Source organism: Providencia sp. (assembly GCF_052096715.1).
In the GTDB taxonomy this organism is placed as follows: domain Bacteria; phylum Pseudomonadota; class Gammaproteobacteria; order Enterobacterales; family Enterobacteriaceae; genus Providencia.
Genome location: NZ_JBQDNB010000015.1, coordinates 26,989 through 47,610, shown reverse-complemented (window position 1 = coordinate 47,610; position 20,622 = coordinate 26,989). Strand labels below are relative to the sequence as shown.

The 20,622-nt window shown below is 38.5% G+C and carries 17 protein-coding genes; 10 read left to right on the top strand and 7 right to left on the bottom strand.

Translation table 11 applies throughout. The features are described 5' to 3' along the window. The first annotated feature begins 321 nt into the window (after window positions 1–321). The 10 genes from ACTH6U_RS12770 to glnS all read left to right on the top strand — a co-directional run bounded on the left by ACTH6U_RS12770 (window position 322) and on the right by glnS (window position 11,598). Window positions 322–885: a nucleotidyltransferase family protein gene (locus tag ACTH6U_RS12770; RefSeq protein WP_441832335.1), complete on the top strand. Its 564-nt coding sequence runs from the start codon at window positions 322–324 to the stop codon at window positions 883–885. Between the two features lie 9 nt (window positions 886–894). Continuing rightward, window positions 895–1,890: an XdhC family protein gene (locus ACTH6U_RS12765; RefSeq protein ID WP_294109901.1), complete on the top strand. Its 996-nt coding sequence runs from the start codon at window positions 895–897 to the stop codon at window positions 1,888–1,890. Window positions 1,891–2,305: 415 nt separating this feature from the next. Then, window positions 2,306–3,589 carry a cytotoxic necrotizing factor Rho-activating domain-containing protein gene (locus ACTH6U_RS12760; RefSeq protein WP_441832334.1) on the top strand — a complete coding sequence of 428 codons (1,284 nt, stop codon included), beginning with the start codon at window positions 2,306–2,308 and terminating at the stop codon, window positions 3,587–3,589. Window positions 3,590–3,928: 339 nt separating this feature from the next. After that, window positions 3,929–5,560, top strand: coding sequence for a benzoylformate decarboxylase (gene mdlC, locus ACTH6U_RS12755; RefSeq protein WP_434720153.1), 1,632 nt, complete (start codon window positions 3,929–3,931; stop codon window positions 5,558–5,560). 195 nt (window positions 5,561–5,755) lie between these two features. Continuing rightward, a complete protein-coding gene (locus ACTH6U_RS12750) occupies window positions 5,756–6,160 on the top strand; it encodes a RidA family protein (protein WP_294109908.1) in 405 nt (134 codons plus the stop codon). 74 nt (window positions 6,161–6,234) lie between these two features. Further along, window positions 6,235–6,438 carry a hypothetical protein gene (locus tag ACTH6U_RS12745; protein WP_441832333.1) on the top strand — a complete coding sequence of 68 codons (204 nt, stop codon included), beginning with the start codon at window positions 6,235–6,237 and terminating at the stop codon, window positions 6,436–6,438. Window positions 6,439–6,742: 304 nt separating this feature from the next. Then, entirely contained in the window at window positions 6,743–7,636 is an 894-nt protein-coding gene (locus ACTH6U_RS12740; protein WP_441832332.1) for a hypothetical protein, read from the top strand. Window positions 7,637–7,852: 216 nt separating this feature from the next. Further along, window positions 7,853–8,587: a vWA domain-containing protein gene (locus ACTH6U_RS12735; protein WP_294109914.1), complete on the top strand. Its 735-nt coding sequence runs from the start codon at window positions 7,853–7,855 to the stop codon at window positions 8,585–8,587. 330 nt (window positions 8,588–8,917) lie between these two features. Then, window positions 8,918–9,733 (top strand): sulfite exporter TauE/SafE family protein, encoded by an 816-nt coding sequence (locus ACTH6U_RS12730; protein WP_441832331.1) that lies wholly within the window; start codon window positions 8,918–8,920, stop codon window positions 9,731–9,733. A gap of 197 nt (window positions 9,734–9,930) precedes the next feature. Then, complete coding sequence (gene glnS / locus ACTH6U_RS12725; RefSeq protein ID WP_294109919.1) at window positions 9,931–11,598, top strand: glutamine--tRNA ligase; 1,668 nt, start codon at window positions 9,931–9,933, stop codon at window positions 11,596–11,598. 263 nt (window positions 11,599–11,861) lie between these two features. Here glnS and ACTH6U_RS12720 read toward each other — a convergent pair whose 3' ends face one another. The 7 genes from ACTH6U_RS12720 to kdpF form a co-directional block, all read right to left on the bottom strand. Then, window positions 11,862–12,266 carry a DUF5329 family protein gene (locus ACTH6U_RS12720; RefSeq protein WP_441832330.1) on the bottom strand — a complete coding sequence of 135 codons (405 nt, stop codon included), beginning with the start codon at window positions 12,264–12,266 and terminating at the stop codon, window positions 11,862–11,864. 101 nt (window positions 12,267–12,367) lie between these two features. After that, on the bottom strand, window positions 12,368–13,051 hold the full coding sequence (gene kdpE / locus ACTH6U_RS12715; protein WP_294109922.1) for a two-component system response regulator KdpE: 684 nt from the start codon (window positions 13,049–13,051) through the stop codon (window positions 12,368–12,370). A 16-nt stretch (window positions 13,052–13,067) separates the two neighbouring features. Beyond that, complete coding sequence (gene kdpD, locus ACTH6U_RS12710) at window positions 13,068–15,755, bottom strand: two-component system sensor histidine kinase KdpD (RefSeq protein ID WP_434720145.1); 2,688 nt, start codon at window positions 15,753–15,755, stop codon at window positions 13,068–13,070. A 7-nt stretch (window positions 15,756–15,762) separates the two neighbouring features. Beyond that, window positions 15,763–16,356, bottom strand: a complete 594-nt coding sequence (kdpC, locus tag ACTH6U_RS12705; RefSeq protein WP_336431004.1) for a potassium-transporting ATPase subunit KdpC — start codon at window positions 16,354–16,356, stop codon at window positions 15,763–15,765. 10 nt (window positions 16,357–16,366) lie between these two features. Further along, window positions 16,367–18,430: a potassium-transporting ATPase subunit KdpB gene (gene kdpB, locus ACTH6U_RS12700; protein WP_441832329.1), complete on the bottom strand. Its 2,064-nt coding sequence runs from the start codon at window positions 18,428–18,430 to the stop codon at window positions 16,367–16,369. Between the two features lie 13 nt (window positions 18,431–18,443). Next, window positions 18,444–20,147, bottom strand: a complete 1,704-nt coding sequence (kdpA, locus tag ACTH6U_RS12695; RefSeq protein WP_441832328.1) for a potassium-transporting ATPase subunit KdpA — start codon at window positions 20,145–20,147, stop codon at window positions 18,444–18,446. Between the two features lies 1 nt (window position 20,148). Continuing rightward, entirely contained in the window at window positions 20,149–20,238 is a 90-nt protein-coding gene (gene kdpF / locus ACTH6U_RS12690) for a K(+)-transporting ATPase subunit F (RefSeq protein ID WP_294109932.1), read from the bottom strand. Between the last annotated feature and the right edge of the window lie 384 nt (window positions 20,239–20,622).

The following is a 20,622-nucleotide window of genomic DNA, read 5'->3' as shown; positions in this document are numbered from 1 at the left end:
TACCCTTACACTTATTTTATTATTTTTAATTTATTACCAACCTAACGAGTATCGATTTAAATAATCTAACGTAGCAGAAAAAATAATGTCTAAATACGAATCATTCGAATGGGTTAACAATAAATAAAAACTATTATAATATTTAATATATACTCAAAAAAATCGAGGTGCATGTAGATGACTAATGATGATAGTCGGGGGCATAGATAAACTATGTGACTCGGCTAGGTGAGTGCAGTCAACAACCATGCAGCTTAAATAATGATGAGTATGCACCCCTATAATATAAACAAAATATCTATTAATGCATAATAGTAAACTATGATAATTGGAATATTAATTACTGCAGCAGGAAAAAGTCAGCGTTTTCAAAATGCTGGCGGTCATGGAAATAAGTTGAATAGCTTTTTGGGAGAGCGTACTGTGTTTGAACAAACACTGGTAAATTCAATCGAGAGCGGATTGCCTGTACATGTAATAACCAGACCAGATAATCTGGAAGTTATAAACAATTGCTTGCAATTTAATGTGCCATATTCATTATTAAATAGTGACGGGCTAGGCGATTCAATTGCGCTAGGCGTCAAAAAGACTCAAGATTGGGATGGATGGCTAATTCATTTAGCAGACATGCCTTACATTAGTTGTGATTTATTTGTTCAAGTCGCTCAAGAATTAAAAACATGGTCACTAGTGAGGCCTATATACCAAGGTTTACCGGGACACCCTGTGGGAATATCTGCAATATATAGGCAAGAATTAATTAATTTATCAGGAGATGAGGGGGCAAAATCAATATTACAACATCATTATACCCATCAATTAAATATAAATGATAAAAGTGTCGTCAAAGATATTGATTATCCTCTGCTTGATAATAAATAAGGTTTAAATATGTTACGTGAAGATGTCTCTGTGATAGCGCAAGCCATTACATGGGTTAAAGAACAACCCGTTTGGCTATGTACCGTGTTAAGCACTTATGGTTCATCACCGAGAAGTCCGGGTTCTCTTCTTGTCGCAAAAGGTGACGGCCTGTATTCGGGATCGCTTTCTGGGGGATGTATTGAAGAGGATTTCATTCAACGAATACAAACAGGTGAATACCTCAAAGAAAGCCAAGTGGTTCGCTACGGCCAAGGAGGAGTAGACGCTAAAGTGAATTTACCTTGTGATGGTAGTTTAGATGTTTTGATTGAATACCTGCCAAATAATGCAGTTTCTCTCAATTATCTTCTTGAGTTACAAAAAGCACTTGAGGGCTATACGGCGATTATTAAAAAAATTACCTTGCCGCGGTGTGGGGAAATCAGTCAAGTGATTGATGCTCAACATCCCACAAAAATTGAGCGACAAAATGACTCAATTCAACTTTATATTGCAGCTCCTCCTCGACTTATCATTGCGGGTATCTCTAATGTTGGCTTGTACTGTGCTGATTTCGCACTGACACTGGGATTTGAGGTGATTATTTGTGAGCACCGAAACGATGAGCTTTCTCGTTTTGCAGGGCAAATTTCCCCTTTGGTTGAAATGAGTTCACTATTTCCTGCACGTTTCTTAGAAGAAAATAGCTGTTCAGTGAATACCGCCATTGTGTCATTAACCCATGATCCACGTATCGATGATCTGACATTAATGGAAGCGGTGAATACCCCAGCATTTTATATCGGTGCGATGGGGTCACAGCGTACGAGTGATCGCCGTCGTGAACGACTAATAGCGGTTGGTGGAATGTCGATAAGTGAACTTGACCGGATACATGCGCCTATTGGCATTCCAATAGGCAGTAAAACACCATCTGAAATTGCGCTGGCTATTATGGCGGATATTGTTGCTTGCAAAAATGGCATTAAATTTGCAGAACGATTATCGAAAATAACAAAATAATCAATAAATTGAAAAAGAGCATTGGGTTGATGCTATGCTCTTTTATTAACGCTGGGATGAATACAAATAAGTACTAAATTCACGAATTTTGTCCATTAGCTTTGCCGAATCGTATTTATCGGTAATCACCTCAATATAAGCCGCGGTATCAAGGGTGTTTATTATGTTGAGTACTTTATTTGTAATTCAATTTTATAAACCAAATGTTAATTAGGGGAAATTGAAGTTAATGTGATATAAAAAATGTAATTCTTTGTACTGAAAGTGTTTTTAAGTTTATTACGAGTGGTTTGGTAGTTTTAATATTTGCAAGAATTTATCGATAATTTTCACATATTAATCGTTTTTTGATAGTGGCTAGTTTATTTGATGATTTAATATTCATACAGGCTATGAATTATCAAGATGAAGCATAATGAGTATATTTAATAAGATTGGTTTGTATAACATTAAGAGCACTAATATTAATTTGGTTACGTATAAGAAAAATGGTAATTCGTTGTTTTTAAAAAACATAAATGAGATAAAAAACAATTCGTTATCAACTAAAAATAATACTAATTATTGTGTTCGAAAAAAAAATAGCAGTAATCAAAGTAATTTTAGTCTTGGAATTAGTAAATTGAGTCGTTCAACTTCAGGCATAAGTAAAAAAAATTATCGGAGCTCTGTTAATGCTAACCTTAATAAGGTGGCTCGTAGTAACCTAAGAGAGCTTGTTAATAAATCTGTTGTGATATCGGATTCAGGAGCGAATGCTAGAATTAACTTCGCTAATACAACAAGATTTAATGGTGTTAAAACCGAGACTACTCTTAGTGAAAAGAGTGAATTGTTAAAAGATAAAGCTCAAGTAATGAAAGGCGATGTTAGCCCATTGATTGGAAAAGGTATTATATCGACTAAGGTGGTGGATAGTAAATTACCAATTGAATGCGATTATGTTAGGTTTGATAAAGAAAGTGAACAGCTTACTAACAATATCTTAGATATTGCTTATGGACTTGAAGCCTATAGTGGGAAAAATATTCAATCGGCCGAGATTATATTAGGAACTCCAATAGGTAATTATTATAATAAACAAGAATTTAGTGATAATCTTAAGTGCATACAATTGGATAATGGTAACTGTGGAACCGTAGGTTTCAGATTTAATTTATCACAACTTAAACCAGAACAGCCTCTACTCATTCATAGCGGAGAGCTTTCAGGTTGTACTATGGTATTTGGTATAAAAGATGAACATTTTTATGCACTACATAGCGGGCAACCAGGAAATAATAAATCAGAATGGGAAACTGAAATAGATGGTTCAAAGTCGATAATTGATAGTCATAAAAAAATGACAGGATCATCGACTAAAACTGATGGTCAAATTAATAATCAAGTTCTTACTGATTATCTTCATGAAAACTTTGAGTATTCAATAATGACCTTTTGTGGGCATGGTGAAAATGTTAATAGTCAAAAAAATGTCATTTCTTTTGACTATAATAAATCATCAACACTGATTAGTAAAAATGAGGTTAGAGTCGCGAATGCGATTGTGGTATTAACTAATGACAATGGCGTAATTAAAATGAGCTCTCTTAGTGATGATATAGCGATTGATAAAAATTCGTTAAAAACCAAATCATTATCACATACTATGTCTAGTTCTAAAGAAATATTGGTATTGAAAAGTAATACCAAATTATAGAGAGTGCTTGTAGATGGAATTCAGAAAATTTTTTATGATTAAATATATAAAATAAAAGTAGTGTTAAATGTGAATGAGCACTGAATTATATTGAAAATATAGCACTATCGTTTCATCTAGCTAGCGATATCACTTATTTTTATATAGAGCTCTTTTCAATGAATAGGTATACTAGTACAGTTGATTTTAAAAGTAAGTTATTACATTTTTTGATGTAATATAAAATTAAAAACAAATATATTCTAATATTGATTGTTTTATTTGAGTGATATTTATTTTTAAGTCTAATATAGACAATCATTATTGGTCATTTCGTTATTCTTTTATGGAATGTTTTAAATGAAAAAAACAATTCGCCAAGTGACATTTGATTTATTACGTAAACTCGATATTACAACTGTTTTTGGTAACCCTGGTTCAACAGAAGAAACATTTTTAAAAGATTTTCCGAGTGATTTCCAATATATACAAACGCTACACGAGTCTTCGGCGGTTGCGGCGGCAGATGGTTATGCTCAAGGTATGCGTAAAGTGGCGATGGTCAACGTTCACACCTCTGCTGGTTTAAGTAATGCAATGAGTAATATTTTAACCGCATACATGAATCGTACTCCATTAATTATTACTGCCGGTAATCAAACTCGTGAAATGCTACTTATGGAACCTTGGCTAACGAATATTGAGCCAGAAGTGCTACCAAAGCCTTGGGTTAAATGGAGTTATCAACCCGTTCGCGCGGAAGATGTTCCCGCTGCTTTTATGCGTGCTTATGCTATGGCATTACAGCCGCCGGCCGGGCCAGTATTTTTATCCATTCCACTTGATGATTGGGACAAACCTGCTGTAGACAATAATGCCGTTGTGCGTTCAGTTTCTGAACGCATTGGTTACGATCCTCTGCGATTGCATGAATTTGCTGACGCGCTCTCGGCTGCAAAAAATCCGGTACTGATTTATGGTTCGGCAATTGCGAGAGGGCAAGGCTGGGATGCAGGAATTAAACTGGCTGAAAAATTAAATATTCCAGTTTGGTCAGCCCCTGCGTCAGAGCGTCCACCTTTTCCGGAAACTCATCCTCTTTATGCAGGCGGTCTTCCATTTGCGATTGCACCTTTATCTGAAAAATTACAAGGGCATGATTTAGCAATAATTATTGGTGCACCTGTTTTTAGGTATTACCCTTATGTAGGGGGGGAATATATTCCTGATGGCCTGCGTTTATTACATATTACTGACGACCCGATTGAAGCAGGGCGATCGCCTGTTGGTGATAGTTTATTAAGTGATGCAGTTCTCGCAATCGAAGGATTAACTCATCTGGTGACAGCAAGAGCTACAGCAGCGAAAACAGTTGTTAAACAATCACATGGGATGGCGCCTCATCCGGCAGCTCCAGAGACGCTGGCAAATGATACTCCACTGAGCGCCTCACAATTATTTCGTGCACTTAGAGCTGTTTCACCGAAAGAAACCATCTTGGTTGAAGAGTCACCTTCTAATCTTGGTGAATTACATCGCGAATGGCCCATTGAATCACCGGATTCATTTTATACTTTTGCAAGTGGTTCATTAGGTTGGAACTTACCCGCGAGTGTTGGGCTTGCATTAGCAGAAAGAGATAGCGGTCGCAATCGTCCTGTGATGGCAATTATTGGTGATGGCTCGATGCAATATTCAATTCAAGGTTTATGGAGTGCCGCTCAACATAATTTGCCGATTGTGTTTGTGATACCGCGAAATAGTGAATATGCGATTTTAAAATCATTTGCGGTATTAGAAGAAACACCGGGAGTGCCGGGGTTAGATATCCCAAACTTAGATATTGTGGCATTAGGCAAGGGTTATGGTTGTGCTGCGATAAAAGCAGAAACGATTGAACAGGTAAAACAAGCTTGTAAAGATGCTTTTAGTCGTAAAGGACCAACTGTTATTGAAGTCCCGATTTTACCAGCAATTCCGCCACTTATTTAATTACAATACAGAATTAATGGTTTAAATAGCCTCACATCAGTCAATGTGGAGGCTATTTTTTTAGCCTCTTTTCGCAAAATGTGTAAGTTTTTTGTAATCAATCTATTTTAGATGATTTACTGTATCGTTTCGGCTTTATATAGTTCTTTAATCTATAATAGAAAGTCGTTCACAGCTTTTGGTAGATGAGAGAAAATGCATAAAAAATCAATTAATCCTTCTTCTGTTTTTGATTCTTTACAATATGGTTTTAGTCAGGCAATTGAGACAACAGGTACTCGCCAGTTATTTCTTTCGGGGCAGGTGGGCGTTAATGCAAATCAAGAAACTGTGGCTGGTGGTATGTATGAGCAAACAGTACAATCGTTAGTCAATATTGAACATGTTATCAAAGAAGCCGGCGGTGATTTATCTCATGTCTCGATGCTGAGGATCTATATTAAACAAGGGTTTGATACTCATGATGAACAGCTCGATATTGCGAAAGCCTTAAAAGAAAAATTTAATGCAACGCCACCTGCGTCATCATGGATTATTGTTACGGGGCTATCTTTACCTGAGTGGTTAATTGAAATCGAAGCTCACGCAGTGTTAAGCTAAGCGATTAAATAACTAAACAGATCAATAGCGCTATTTGGCGCTATTTTTGATTTTTTCATTAAAAAGAGGTTGTTATGTCAGGTGCTAAACTCGGTGGTGAAATAGTTCGCAGTGAAACAGGTAAGAATAAACGATTATCACGACTTGAAATTAATGAAATAAAACGTGCTGTTGAAATTGAAAACTCGATTTGTAAAAGGCGCGGAAAAAAAGCTAAGCTTCCTATAGTTGTTCGTTTTCATTGTGGCTGTAATTGTTTTTCAGTTAATGTTAAATAAAGTTAAATTTTTATGATATTCAACCAAAGCTTAAATTAAATTTTATTTGCTATCGTGCGTAATGTCCATTCTTCAGTTAGTGAAGTTAATAATTTTTTGATTACATTAGTTTGTATGATATCTATTTTTATACTTATTTTTCAAAAGATTATAATATTAGGATATCTAACTAAAAAAACTAAAGCACATATAGTAAAGTTTTTTCTATCAATATAGATTAAAAATAGCGTGGCTATAGTTATTAGTGTTCGGTTCTTATTTTTAGAATTAAGCCCTAATATTTAAATTATATTGGAAAAATACAATGAAAGCTATATTGAATTTTTTATTGTTGGTGATGAGTATATTTTTTATTTCTGCATGTGATAATTTTGATCTCATGGAAAGCAAGGGAAAGTTTTATTATAGTAATCCAACGAAAAATAATATTATATTTAAAATAGATGGGAAAAAATATGATGTATTACCCAACCATCATGGGGTGATTCAGCTTTCTTCTGGTTTACATACTATGGCGGACAATAAAAACAATATAACGACATTTATGGTATTCGAACATAATTCTGGTGGGATTATTAATCCGTATCATTTTGTATATTATACATTATCAGAGGTTTATAGCGTAGAAGGAAATAGTGATATATTCAAGCCCTCCATTCAGCCGGTTATTTTTCATGGTCATGAGCTAGCGATGCCGATTAGAAGTACCAGCGCTCAGATTATCGATGCAAATTTATTTAGATGTCACTCTCCTATCGGAGAGAGGTTGCCTACGTTGATAGCTTCGAAAAATAATAATTTTGAAGGTAATATTCAATCTAAGTGTTTTGATGAAAGTGAAATAACTGAATATATCGATCTCAAAGAGAATTTAAGTTTAATTTCTGAAATAGAAAAAGATAACGCAATGAATTCAGTGAATATGAAATTCAATTATGAAATACCTAGTGTTGATTTTTCAGATCCTCAAGTGCAGTCAACAGCTCAACAGCTAATTAAATTAGTTATGCAATTACAAGAATCAAATAACACTGATATTCATGATAGATTAAATACACAGTTTCATCAGTTAAGCATTGATTTTGTTAATGCGTATACGGCATCCTCTATAAATTATAGCTCTGAAGAAAATGAGCGGTATAATGCGTTTTTTAAGCAAATTAATCAGCTTAGAAATGGTGGTATTTGGATTCGATAACGCTTTGTATTTTTGGTATTATCAGTAATGATTAAATAATTTAAGGCGAATTGGTATAGCCTATTCTCCGGTAATAATTACCGGTAACAATAAGTGTGAAACATGAATTAAGAATATGCTTATCAATTAAGCAGAGTAATCTTATTTGAAATAATTATTAAAATTGGATGATAGCTATAGGCCATATTAACTGTAACTTCATCAAGGAATTCGGCGATGACTAAATTAAAAAAGTCGTTTTTAACCATGATATCAACCGCTTTAATATTATTGTTTTCGAGTGTTTCACTGGGTAAAAGTGTTATTGAAACAACCAAAGATACGGAAGTCTTAGACTTAGTCTTTATCTTAGATAAAAGTGGCTCTATGTCTGGTTTCGAATCAGATACTGTTGGTGGATATAATAGTGTTCTAGCTGAAAATAGAGATAAAAAAGGCCAAACATTTATTACAACTGTTTTGTTTAATGACAAAACAAAAATGTTACATAATAGAGAGCCTATTAGTAAAGTTTCTAATTTAACTTTGGATGATTATTCTGTTAATGGAAATACAGCATTGTTAGATGCGATTGGTGAAAGCATTGAAAAGATGCGTGAAAACAGAAAAGTCACTAAAAATAATAACGTTTTATTTGTCATCATTACTGATGGTGAAGAAAATAGTAGTGAGAAATATAATGCTGCAAAAATTAAATCAATGATTAAATCTGCGGAAACTGAAGATAAATGGGATTTTATCTTTTTAGGTGCCAATATAGATGCGGTATCAGAGGCTGAAAATATTGGTATAAAAAGCTCTAATGCGACAGGCTATGTTCAAGATGGAACTGGATATGACAAAGCTTATCGAGCTGTAAATAAAGCAGTTGAATCGAAGCAAATGGCTGCGCCAATATCAGAGGATTGGAAACAGGAAGTTGAGGCTGATGCAAAGGAACGCAAAAAATAATAAAATAAATTTTGAATTTATTGATTTAAAAATAATTTTTTAAATCATGTAAGAAGCCTCGGAAGTCTAACTAACGTTAAATGTTGGCTATCGGGGTTTTTTATTGAGCATTATTAGGAATAATTGCCAGCAAATGAAACTGTTTTGTCTATAATTGCTTTTTATTTTCATTAATAAAATCGGTCATTAATTTCATTACATCTTATAAAACTATAGTCGTGCTAGTTAAGCTATTTGGCTAAATCTCAAACTCAATTGTCAAATTTGCATAAGCCAACCTTCTTTTTCATCGATATGATAAAAAACTAAATGATTTATGAGGACACTTATGTGGAGCTTCTTCTTTGCTTATTTGGTTTTATATCTGGGATCACCACTGCATTATTTGGCTTTGGCGGTGGTTTCATCACAGTCCCCCTATTATACACATTAATTATATTAGTTTGGGGGCCTCGCAGTAACGCTGGAGAGGTTGCCATGCAAATTGCAGTGGCAACTTCAACCTGTGTGATGATTTTCTCTTCTCTACTTTCGAGTCGTGCTCATTATTTGAAAGGTAATCTCAACGGGTCAATGATACGTCCATTTATTATCCCTATTTCTTTAGGTGGAATTATGGGGGCATTTATCGCGTTATCAGTAGACAGTGAATGGATCCGTTGGATATTTATTGGCTACTTAGTTATCACAATATTTGATTGTTTTATTCGTCCCGGTTTTATGAAAATAAGTTCAAATAGTATTGGAGCGGTTAAAAAGAGATTTTATGCAGATACACCGATTGGTGTGCTCATTGGTGCAGTCGCTGCATTTTTAGGTGTTGGCGGCAGTGTAATGACCGTCCCACTAATGAGACGACGTGGTGCTAGTATGATCCAAGCGGCGGCGTTCGCTAATCCGTTAACTTTACCGATGGCAATTACTGGCACATTAACCTATTCATATTTTGCAATGACAAAACATCTTGAGTTAGGTGATGGCTTTATGGGAATGATCTATATTAAAGGTGCTTTGATTTTAATAACATCCTCATGGCTAGGCATCCGATTTGCAGCGTTATTAATGCCTTATCTGAGTGATAAACGTCATGCACAAAGTTATCCATTATTATTGTTAATTGTGTTAGTTGCTATGCTATTAACCTAATCTACCCATGGCATTTTGAGTGGTATTATATAGAGATTAAATGCAGTTTAATGTTGAGATTTTCTGCTAAATAGCCCTTTTGGTACACCTTTTGTAGGCGAACCACGATCAAACGGTTGTTTCCTGAGTGATTATGGTAGAATATGTTCGGTTACTACAGGCTTTTAGCGCGCATTTGGCATTGAGGAATGATGACAATGAATGAGGCAGAAACTCGCCCAACAAATTTTATCCGTCAGATCATAGATGAAGATCTGGCGACTGGAAAACACACTTCGGTGCACACTCGTTTTCCGCCAGAACCGAATGGCTATTTACACATTGGTCATGCGAAATCAATTTGCTTGAATTTTGGTATTGCGCAGGATTATCAGGGACAGTGTAATTTACGCTTTGATGATACCAATCCTGTAAAAGAAGATGTTGAATACGTTAACTCAATTCAAAATGATGTGCAGTGGCTTGGCTTCAAATGGAGCGGCGATGTTCGCTACTCATCAGATTATTTTGATGCATTGTATCAGTATGCGGTAGAGCTTATTAATAAAGGTCTTGCCTATGTTGATGAACTCAGTGCGGATCAAATTCGCGAATACCGTGGTACGTTAAAAGAGCCAGGTAAAAACAGCCCTTATCGTGACCGTCTTATTGCCGACAACTTAGCGTTATTTGAAAAAATGCGTGACGGTGGTTTTGAAGAAGGCAAAGCATGTTTACGTGCAAAAATCGATATGGCTTCACCATTTATGGTTATGCGTGACCCGGTTCTATATCGCATTAAATTTGCAGAACACCATCAAACCGGTAAAAAATGGTGTATCTACCCGATGTATGACTTTACGCATTGTATTTCTGATGCCCTAGAAGGGATCACGCACTCACTGTGTACATTGGAATTCCAAGATAACCGCCGTTTATACGATTGGGTTTTGGATAATATCACTATAGATTGCCACCCTCGCCAGTACGAATTTTCGCGCTTGAATCTTGAATACGCGATTATGTCTAAGCGTAAACTCAATCAATTAGTGACTGAAAAACACGTTAATGGTTGGGATGACCCTCGTATGTTGACCATTTCAGGTTTACGCCGTCGTGGTTATACAGCAGCTTCTATTCGTGAATTTTGCCTTCGCATTGGTGTCACTAAGCAAGATAATAATGTCGAAATGGCATCTCTAGAATCTTGTATTCGTGATGATTTAAATGCATCCGCACCACGAGCCATGGCAGTTATCGACCCAGTTCGTTTAGTGATTGAAAATAAAACAAATGGTGAAGAGATTTTAATTGCACCAAATCATCCAAACGACCCAGAGATGGGCACTCGTGAAGTACCATTTAGCAACGAATTATATATTGACCGTGCTGATTTTCGTGAAGAAGCTAACCGTCAATATAAACGCTTAGTTTTAGGTAAAGAAGTTCGCCTGCGTAATGCTTATATTATTAAAGCAGAACGTGTTGAAAAAGATGCAGAAGGCAATATCACTACTATTTACTGTACCTACGATGAAGATACATTAAATAAAGACCCTGCTGATGGCCGTAAAGTAAGAGGCGTAATTCACTGGGTGAGCATTCCTCATGCATTACCTGCTGAAATTCGTTTGTACGACCGTTTATTTACGGTGGCAAACCCAGCGGCAGAAGATGACTTTTTATCGACGATTAATCCAGAGTCTTTAGTTATTCGCCAAGGTTTTGTTGAACGTAGCTTACAAAATGCAGCACCTGAAAAAGCGTATCAGTTTGAACGCGAAGGTTATTTCTGTGCAGATAGTAAGTTGAGTAATGCAGAGCATCTGGTATTTAATCGGACGGTTGGGTTGCGCGATACTTGGTCTAAGGTTGAAGGGGCTTAAATCCTCGTCATAGTTCGCGTTGTAGCTGCGTTGACTTCAATATTTAATGTCCCCGTCATTCTTTGCGCCACAGGGGTGTTGGCATCATTAAGCTACCCGAATCACATACTAGTGTATGCTCATCGGGATAGCTTTATTTGCCGCCTACCTGTGACACAAATTATTTAGGGGACAAATCTGAGTTAAACTTCGCTCGTTTTACTTTTTAAAAAGCCGCAATTTTCTGATAAAGATTGCGGCTTTTTTACAGATGGATAAAGCTATTATTTAGTTGTTTTATCTACATTGTTTTTCAATAAATCATGGAGATATTTATTGGCTGACATTATATTGCCTTGCCCATCTTTGACTTGATATTGTTCACCCGTAATGGATGATTTTGAGGCAACATTATCAATAAATTGCTCTGCGGTTTGTAATCTCTTATGTGTTTTACCTAGCTTTAATCTTAGGTGAGATTCAGCATCTATAGCACTATGTTCTGTGCCATTTCGAGTGAAAGTGAGATTTTGTTGCTTACCCAGTTCTGTTAATAGCGCTTCTGTACGGATCTTTTCTTCAGGGCTTAGGGCGAAAGCTTGGGTTGTGACAAAAAGGCTTAGAAACAAAATTAAAAATGATGAAAAACGACGAAATGATTGAGTTGATAACAGTTGCAAGGTATTCACTCCAATACGTTAAGATGCGGGAATTATAGAGCGTTACCGGATTTAAACTATTGGCGTTATTCTGAGAAGTTTATTTTTAAGGATTATCTCTATTTGGCCTTTTAAGGCATAAAACGATAGCCAATCCCGGTTTCGGTGAGAAGATGAATTGGCCGGGCTGGATCATTTTCTAGCTTTTGGCGTAAATGCCCCATATAGATGCGAAGATAATGGTTATGTTCAACATAATTTGGTCCCCATACTTGTAATAGCAAATGGCGCTGAGTCAGTACTTTGCCGCTATTAGCAACCATTTCGCTGAGCAAACGAAACTCAATAGGGGTGAGATGTAACTGTTCATCTTTTTTGGTGACAACACGATTAATAAAATCGACGCTAATGTCACCGAATTGAAAAAGAGAACTTTCTTGACCTGTTTTACCAAATCGACGTAATGCGACTCGTACCCTTGCCAGCAATTCACTGATACCAAAAGGTTTTGTGAGATAATCATCAGCGCCAGCGTCAAGAGCGGCGACTTTTTGGGATTCCTCTTCACGAGCCGATAATACAATAACAGGAATACTACTCCACTTACGTAAATCACGAATTAAATCAATGCCATCGCCATCAGGTAAGCCAAGATCCAATATCAGCAAGTCAGGCTGTCTGGTGCCAGCCTCAATTAAGCCGCGATGATAGTTTTCAGCTTCAAAAACCTTCCAATTTTCACCCTCCAACGCAAGGCGAACAAAGCGGCGGATCTCTTTTTCATCTTCAATAATTAGGATTTGATGGGTGCCCACGATGGTTAGACGTCTCCTAGATTTCGGCCTCAATTTCAGGCAATTGTTTTAAAGGTAAAACAAAGTGGAAACTGGCACCACCTTTTTCATTATTTTTAGCCCAGATCTCACCACCATGTAACTGAATGATAGCACGACAAATTGCAAGACCTAAACCCACGCCAGGAATAGCGGATTCTTTTTGTGCACGCGAAAATTTATCAAAAATAGTTTGCTCTTGCCCATCAGGGATAGCATTACTGGCATCCCAAATTTCAATATGTACTTTTTGTGGCTCTGTATAGGCGCGAATTCCTATCGGTGTTTCTTCATCACTATATTTGGTCGCATTTTCCAATAAATTGATGAGTACACGTTCAATCAAGTTTGCATCACAATACAGCAGTAAATCCACTGGAATATCAATATCTAGAGGATGACTATGTAAAGTATAATCTAAAGTTCTCACTGCGCTACTGGTAATTTCTTGTAGTGACTGCCATTCAAGATTTGGTTGAATACTGCCAGATTGTAAGCGTGCCATATCAAGTAAGTTATTTACCAAGCGGGAAGTACTGAGCACTTGTTGACGCATTTTATCGACTTGGCTTGTATAGGGTGAATTTTCCGCAGACAAATTGAGCATGAGAATCTCTGTTTGACCAAATAAGACAGTCAATGGAGTTTTTAAATCATGAGAAAGCGCTGCGAGAAGTGAGTTTCTCAGTTGTTCTCGTTCAATATCTAATTTGGCGGCTTCCGCTTGCTTGGTCAGTTGTAAGCGCGATAGGGCACTTGCAATTAATCCGGTAAAAGTTTGTAGCATGCGTTGTTGTTCGGGAATGAGTAATTGACGTATATTTGTCGGCTCAATAGCAAGAACAGCAAGTGTTTGATCTGCGGAGGTAATGGGTTGTAATTGATAAGGTACGCTCGGCAATGTATCTGTACCTGCACCTGCGGGCTGACGTTTATCGAAGCTCCATTTAGCAATGGCTTTATCAATTTGCATTGGGCTATGCCCTTTGCATTGCAAAGGAAATAACTGGTTATTTTCATCGGGTAATAATAAGCAGGTTTTTGCTTGAAATGCATTATTGATGAAATGATAACCTGTTTCGCCAATATCTTCTGTACTGAGTGCTTGACCCAATTCCTTAGTCATTTCATACAGATGGCGAGTTCGCTGTTCTCGATAGCGTGCAATCCGCGCTTGATACCGCATACCCGCAGTGAGATTTCCGACGACGACGCCGACAATTAGCATCACGGAGAAGGTCACTAAATATTGCATATCCATGATAGCTAATGAAAAATGTGGCTGAACAAAGAATAAATCAAAGCTTATCACATTAATTAAAGCGGCAAAGATAGAGGGGCGACGCCCATAAAATAAGGCAATTAATACTACGCCAAGTAAATAAAGAGTGACTAAATTGGCTTTATCGAGGGCAAGTAAAAATGTGCGAGAAAAGAGGGTGATAGCGGCGCACATCAGTATCGCCATTAAAAAGCCATTGACGTCAGAGCGCCACTTTTCAGAAAACGGTTTTTTTTCTGGCTCTTTATCCCACTCACTTTTTTCTTCAAGTGCGACGATAACAAGGTCTAGATCGGGCCCTAACTTGCCTAAGCGATCGGCAAAGCCTTCACGAAGATTGAATTTTATCCATTTGCGATGCTTAATTCGGCGTCCGATTAGAATTTTGCCTAAATTATGCTCTCGCGCATAACGCAGGACTGCTTTTTCTTCTGAAGGATCTGATAGCGTGGCTGTTTCGGCTCCTAAGTCCTGCGCTAAACGTAATGCTTTTAAAATAGCGCGGCGCTGATTTTCAGGAAGGCGGTACAACGTTGGCGTTTCAACATAAACCGCATGCCAAATACTGCCTAATTTTGCCGCAAGGCGTGCTGCGGCTCGCACCAATTTTTCATTGCCCATATTATGACCAATGCATAAAAGTAATCCATCACGGGTATGCCAAACTGGTGCTTGCCCTTTTCCGTCACGAAATTCACGCATTTGGTCGTCAACACGGTCAGCGGTGCGACGTAAGGCTAATTCACGTAATGCAATAAGATTACCTTTACGGAAAAAGTGCTCGATAGCGCGCTCAGCTTGTCCTGAAATGTAAACTTTGCCTTCTTTTAAACGTTGGCGTAAATCATCAGGGGGAAGATCGACTAAGACCACTTCATCGGCAGCATCAAAAATATGGTCTGGGACCGTTTCTCTGACGCGAATACCTGTAATACTGCCAACAATATCATTTAAACTTTCAATGTGTTGGACATTAATTGTTGTGAGTACATCAATACCTGCATCAAGTAACTCTTCAACATCTTGCCAACGTTTTGGATGGCGACTGCCTGTCGGATTACTAAAGGCGAGTTCATCCATTAGAATGATGGCTGGATTTCTTGCAAGAGCCCCATCAATGTCAAAAGCCTGTAAACGACGTCCGCGATGATGAAGTCGGCGAGGTGATAATTGAGCAAGGCCATCAAGAAGTGCCGCAGTCTCTTCCCTTTCATGGGTTTCAACTACACCAATAAGAACATCTAAACCTTGTGCTCTTAGGCGTTGCGCTTCTTGTAGCATGGCATAAGTTTTTCCGACACCTGCACAGGCGCCGAAAAATATTTTAAGTTTGCCACGTCCGTGCTCGTTTGCCTTAGCCAAAAGCTCATCTGGATTTGGGCGAACAGGCTCTTGATTATTCATATTAACCTCAGTGAGTTAGGCTATTTTCTTGTTGTTTATATTCATCAAGGGCGATATTGAGTTCTAACACATTCACCACAGGTTCGCCTAAAAATTTAAATAAAGCACTTTGTGTATGCGTGTTTATTAGCGATTTTACCTCTTCTAATGGGATCTGTCTGTTTTTGGCAATTCTTGGCGCTTGATAAAGTGCGGCGGCAATGGAAATACTTGGATCGAGACCACTTGCCGATGAGGTTAATAAATCAACTGGGATAGCTTGTCCCCCCTCAGGGTTCTGTTGTCGTAGTAATTCACTACGTTGTGACATGATGTTACTCAGTAATGGGTTACTGACCGCCAAGTTACTACCGCCAGAGGCTAAGGTGTTATAAGGCATTTCCGATGTGGCAGAAGGGCGACCATGGAAATAGTCAATCCGTTGGTAATTTTGACCAATTAATGCAGAGCCAATAATGTGTTCATCTTGCTTAATGAGTGAGCCGTTGGCTTGCCATGGAAAGAAGACATTTGCTAGCCCTGTTACCATCAGCGGATAGGCAATTCCCGTTATGAGGGTTAATAATAAAAGCATAATAATTGATGATCTAATCATGTTCATAATGGATTCCTTATATTCCAAATAGGCTAATAAACATATCAATGAGCTTGATACCAATGAATGGAACGATAAGTCCGCCAATACCATAGAGACTCAAGTTACGTTGCAACAGTGATTGAGAACTCATCGGGCGGTAATTAACGCCTTTCAATGCCAAGGGAATTAAAAATATAATGATCAAAGCATTAAAAATAACGGCCGATAGCAGGGCGGAAGCCGGTGAATGTAAGTGCATAATATTTAAAGCATTGAGCTGCGGCCAAGTCACAGCAAATGCCGCAGGGATGATGGCAAAATATTTAGCAATATCATTGGCAATACTGAAGGTGGTGAGTGAGCCACGCGTCATTAACATTTGTTTACCGATATGCACGACTTCAATTAATTTTGTTGGGTTTGAATCCAAATCCACCATGTTTCCGGCTTCTTTTGCTGCTTGAGTGCCCGAGTTCATCGCGACCGCAACATCCGCTTGTGCAAGTGCTGGCGCATCATTCGTACCATCCCCTGTCATTGCAACTAAGCGTCCTTCGGATTGATATTGGCGAATTAACGCCAATTTGGCTTCTGGAGTGGCCTCCGCGAGGAAATCATCAACACCGGCTTCGGCAGCAATAGCTGCTGCGGTTAGATGGTTATCACCGGTGATCATGACGGTTTTAATACCCATACTGCGCATTTGAGCAAAACGTTCTTTCATGCCACCTTTAACGATATCTTTAAGTGCTACCACACCAAGTACCGTTTGATTATCGACAACGACTAGCGGTGTGCCACCTAAGCGTGCCACTTGTTCGACGAGTTTATCGGCTTCAGGGGGAAACTTACTATGATTAGCTTCTACGTAGCGACGAATGGCATCGGCCGAGCCTTTACGGATCATTCTTTCACCAACATTGACACCGCTCATACGAGTCATTGCAGAGAAAGGTACAAAGGTTGCATTCATGGCGTGAATGTCTCTTTCACGTAGATTAAACTTTTGTTTGGCAAGGATAACGATACTACGGCCTTCTGGAGTTTCATCAGCTAGTGATGATAATTGAGCCGCATCAGCCAGTTGCTGTTCAGTTACACCTGCTAAAGGCAAAAATTCAGATGCTTGGCGATTACCGAGGGTAATGGTGCCTGTTTTATCAAGTAGCAACACATCCACATCGCCCGCCGCCTCGACTGCTCGACCGCTGGTGGCGATGACGTTCGCCGCTAACATGCGACTCATACCTGCAACGCCGATAGATGAAAGCAACCCGCCAATGGTGGTTGGAATTAAACACACTAATAATCCAATAAGTACTAATATTGAGACTGCGCTGCCCGCTCCTGCATTTTCAGCAGCATATAAGGTGAACGGGTAAAGCGTTGCACAAACTAATAAGAAAATGATGGTGAGGGCCGTCAACAAAATCGTTAACGCGATTTCATTCGGGGTTTTACGACGCTGTGCGCCTTCAACCATTGAGATCATTCGGTCTAAGAAGGTTTCACCCGGATTGACTGTACATTCAACAATTAACCAATCTGATAATACACGAGTACCGCCAGTGACAGATGAAAAGTCGCCACCTGACTCACGGATCACTGGGGCTGATTCTCCTGTAATGGCACTTTCATCGACGGAAGCGCCGCCTTCGATAACTTCACCATCACAAGGAACTGTTTCCCCTGTACGAATAAGTACGATATCGCCTTTACGTAGCAAATCAGAACTAACGATTTCTTGTGCCGCATCTAATGATGGTGTTGCCAGTTTAGTGGCGCTACTTTGTTGTTTCACCCCTTTAAGGCTTTGAGCTTGCGCTTTACTGCGACCTTCAGCTAAGGCTTCGGCAAAGTTTGCAAAAATGACGGTAAACCATAGCCACAAGGTGACCATACCACTAAACCATGCACTGCCTTCAGCATAGTTAGCTAACATTGCTAGCCATAAAATAGTTGTAATGATACTACCAATATAAACCACAAACATGACAGGGTTACGCCATTGCGCTTGAGGAGTACATTTTTTACAGGCATCAATAATAGATTGACGGATCAGTGCGTTATCAAACAATTGTGTTTTTTGATTTTTCATTTTTTTACCCTCATTACGCCACTAGCCAAATTTGCAAATGCTCTGCTATTGGGCCAAGCGCAAGTGCTGGAACAAATGTCAGCGCACCAATGAGAAGAACGGTTAGGATTAATAACCCAATAAATAAAGGGCCGTGGGTAGGAAGACTGGCAATACTGGCTGCTTGTGGTTTTTTCATCGCCATTGAACCGGCAATAGCAAGGACGGGTAAAATGACACCAAAGCGCCCAAGGAACATAGCAATGGCAAGTGACACGTTGTAAAACGGGGTATTAGCACTTAAACCCGCAAAAGCACTACCGTTATTATTTGCTGCGGAAGAAAATGCATATAAAACCTCACTAAAGCCATGAGCGCCAGGATTTAAAATACCTGCACGGCCGGCTTCGGTCATCAATGCGATTGTTGTACCAAGTAACACAAGTGTAGGTGTAACAAGTATGGCGATTGCGACCATTTTCATTTCACGCACTTCGATTTTTTTACCGAGGTATTCAGGTGTGCGACCAATCATCAAACCAGCAAGAAATACGGCCAGTAAAACAAATAGCAACATGCCATACAGACCCGAGCCAACACCACCAAAGACTACTTCACCGATTTGCATCAACCACATTGGTACCATGCCGCCAAGTGCAGTAAATGAATCATGCATGGCATTGACCGCGCCACATGAAGCGGCTGTGGTGACAACGGCATATAATGCCGAACTGAGTACACCAAAACGGCTCTCTTTTCCTTCCATATTGGCACTACTGTTAGCATGTAGTTCACTGAGGAATGGATTTCCTACATATTCAGCTTGGATAACTACAATCGCGGCAATTACAAAGATAATGGTCATTGTCCATAGCAAAGCATGACCTTGTTTGCTATCACCAACCATACGACCAAAAGCGAAACATAATGCAGTTGGTATTAGGAAAATCGCTAACATTTGGACAAAATTACTGAGTGCTGTCGGGTTTTCAAAGGGGTGAGCGGAATTGGCACCAAAGAAGCCACCACCATTGGTCCCTAGTAATTTTATGGCTTCTTGAGAAGCGACAGGACCCATAGGGAGAAGTTGTGCATTGCTGTCTAAATTACTGCTTAATAAATAGGCAGAGAAATTTTGGATAACCCCTTGGCTAACAAAGAATAGCGCAAAAACAATGGCAAGTGGCAGAAGAAGATATAAAGTGATCCGTGAAATATCTACCCACGCATTCCCGACTGTTTTACTAGCATGTCTTGAAAAAGCACGAATGAGCGCAAATACGACGGCGATCCCTGTTGCCGCAGATAGGAAGTTTTGAACCGTTAAACCAGCCATTTGACTGAGGTAACTTAGTGTGTTTTCACCGCTATAAGATTGCCAATTAGTATTTGCGACAAAGCTAATGGCGGTATTAAATGCCAGATCCCAGCTCATCCCCGGTAGCTTTTGAGGATTTAAGGGCAGGCTACCTTGGAACATCAAAATAGCAAATAACAAGCAAAAACCGAGAACATTAAATAGCAAAATTGCGATGGCATAACGTTGCCAACTCATTTCTGCCATTTCACGTCCACGCTGTTTAACTCCGCTAAAACGCCACAGTAATGATTCACTTTTATTTACAAAATGTGGCATATCACCATCAATAATACAGGCAATAAAATTACCTAATGGTTTAGCGAGCACTAAGAGTATCAGCAAGAAACTAGCGATAAGTAAAAATCCATTAGCCGCCATATTAAAAATCCTCCGCGTTAAGCAGGGCATAAATTAGATAAGCGAGTAGTCCAACAACAAGAACAGCCCCAATAGTGGAAAGTAATGACACAATGTTATCTCCTGAGTATTTCCATGAGGTTAGGGTAGAGATTTCGTTGTAAAGAAGCTGATAAAAAGAAGGCTAGGGGTGTAAAAAAAGTATAAAAATGGATATATAGAGAATAAGTGGTGCCTGAATCAAATTGTTTATTTTTTGTTAATTTATTGTTTGTTTTATACATCTATCGGTTAATTTTTGTAATAAAACTACAGAATTTAGTATGAGCATTCATTTTTTTTCTATTTAAGTGGTCAGATGAGTAGTTTTATTACACAAATTGCGCTATCATAATTTCAGTTAATTTGTTTTTATGTTATTTGTGCGATTTTAGTGGCTCTTTTCAAGACTATCGAGTTTTGTAGAAGTTGAAGAGCAATATTGGGATCGGCAAAT

Coding starts and splice junctions, on each gene's coding strand:
- ACTH6U_RS12770 (WP_441832335.1), top strand. CDS start 322: ATGATAATTGGAATATTAATTACTGCAGCAGGAAAAAGTCAGCGTTTT.
- kdpA (WP_441832328.1), bottom strand. CDS start 20,147: ATGGCGGCTAATGGATTTTTACTTATCGCTAGTTTCTTGCTGATACTC.
- mdlC (WP_434720153.1), top strand. CDS start 3,929: ATGAAAAAAACAATTCGCCAAGTGACATTTGATTTATTACGTAAACTC.
- ACTH6U_RS12760 (WP_441832334.1), top strand. CDS start 2,306: ATGAGTATATTTAATAAGATTGGTTTGTATAACATTAAGAGCACTAAT.
- glnS (WP_294109919.1), top strand. CDS start 9,931: ATGAATGAGGCAGAAACTCGCCCAACAAATTTTATCCGTCAGATCATA.
- kdpC (WP_336431004.1), bottom strand. CDS start 16,356: ATGAACATGATTAGATCATCAATTATTATGCTTTTATTATTAACCCTC.
- ACTH6U_RS12745 (WP_441832333.1), top strand. CDS start 6,235: ATGTCAGGTGCTAAACTCGGTGGTGAAATAGTTCGCAGTGAAACAGGT.
- kdpD (WP_434720145.1), bottom strand. CDS start 15,755: ATGAATAATCAAGAGCCTGTTCGCCCAAATCCAGATGAGCTTTTGGCT.
- ACTH6U_RS12735 (WP_294109914.1), top strand. CDS start 7,853: ATGACTAAATTAAAAAAGTCGTTTTTAACCATGATATCAACCGCTTTA.
- kdpB (WP_441832329.1), bottom strand. CDS start 18,430: ATGAAAAATCAAAAAACACAATTGTTTGATAACGCACTGATCCGTCAA.
- ACTH6U_RS12750 (WP_294109908.1), top strand. CDS start 5,756: ATGCATAAAAAATCAATTAATCCTTCTTCTGTTTTTGATTCTTTACAA.
- ACTH6U_RS12765 (WP_294109901.1), top strand. CDS start 895: ATGTTACGTGAAGATGTCTCTGTGATAGCGCAAGCCATTACATGGGTT.
- ACTH6U_RS12740 (WP_441832332.1), top strand. CDS start 6,743: ATGAAAGCTATATTGAATTTTTTATTGTTGGTGATGAGTATATTTTTT.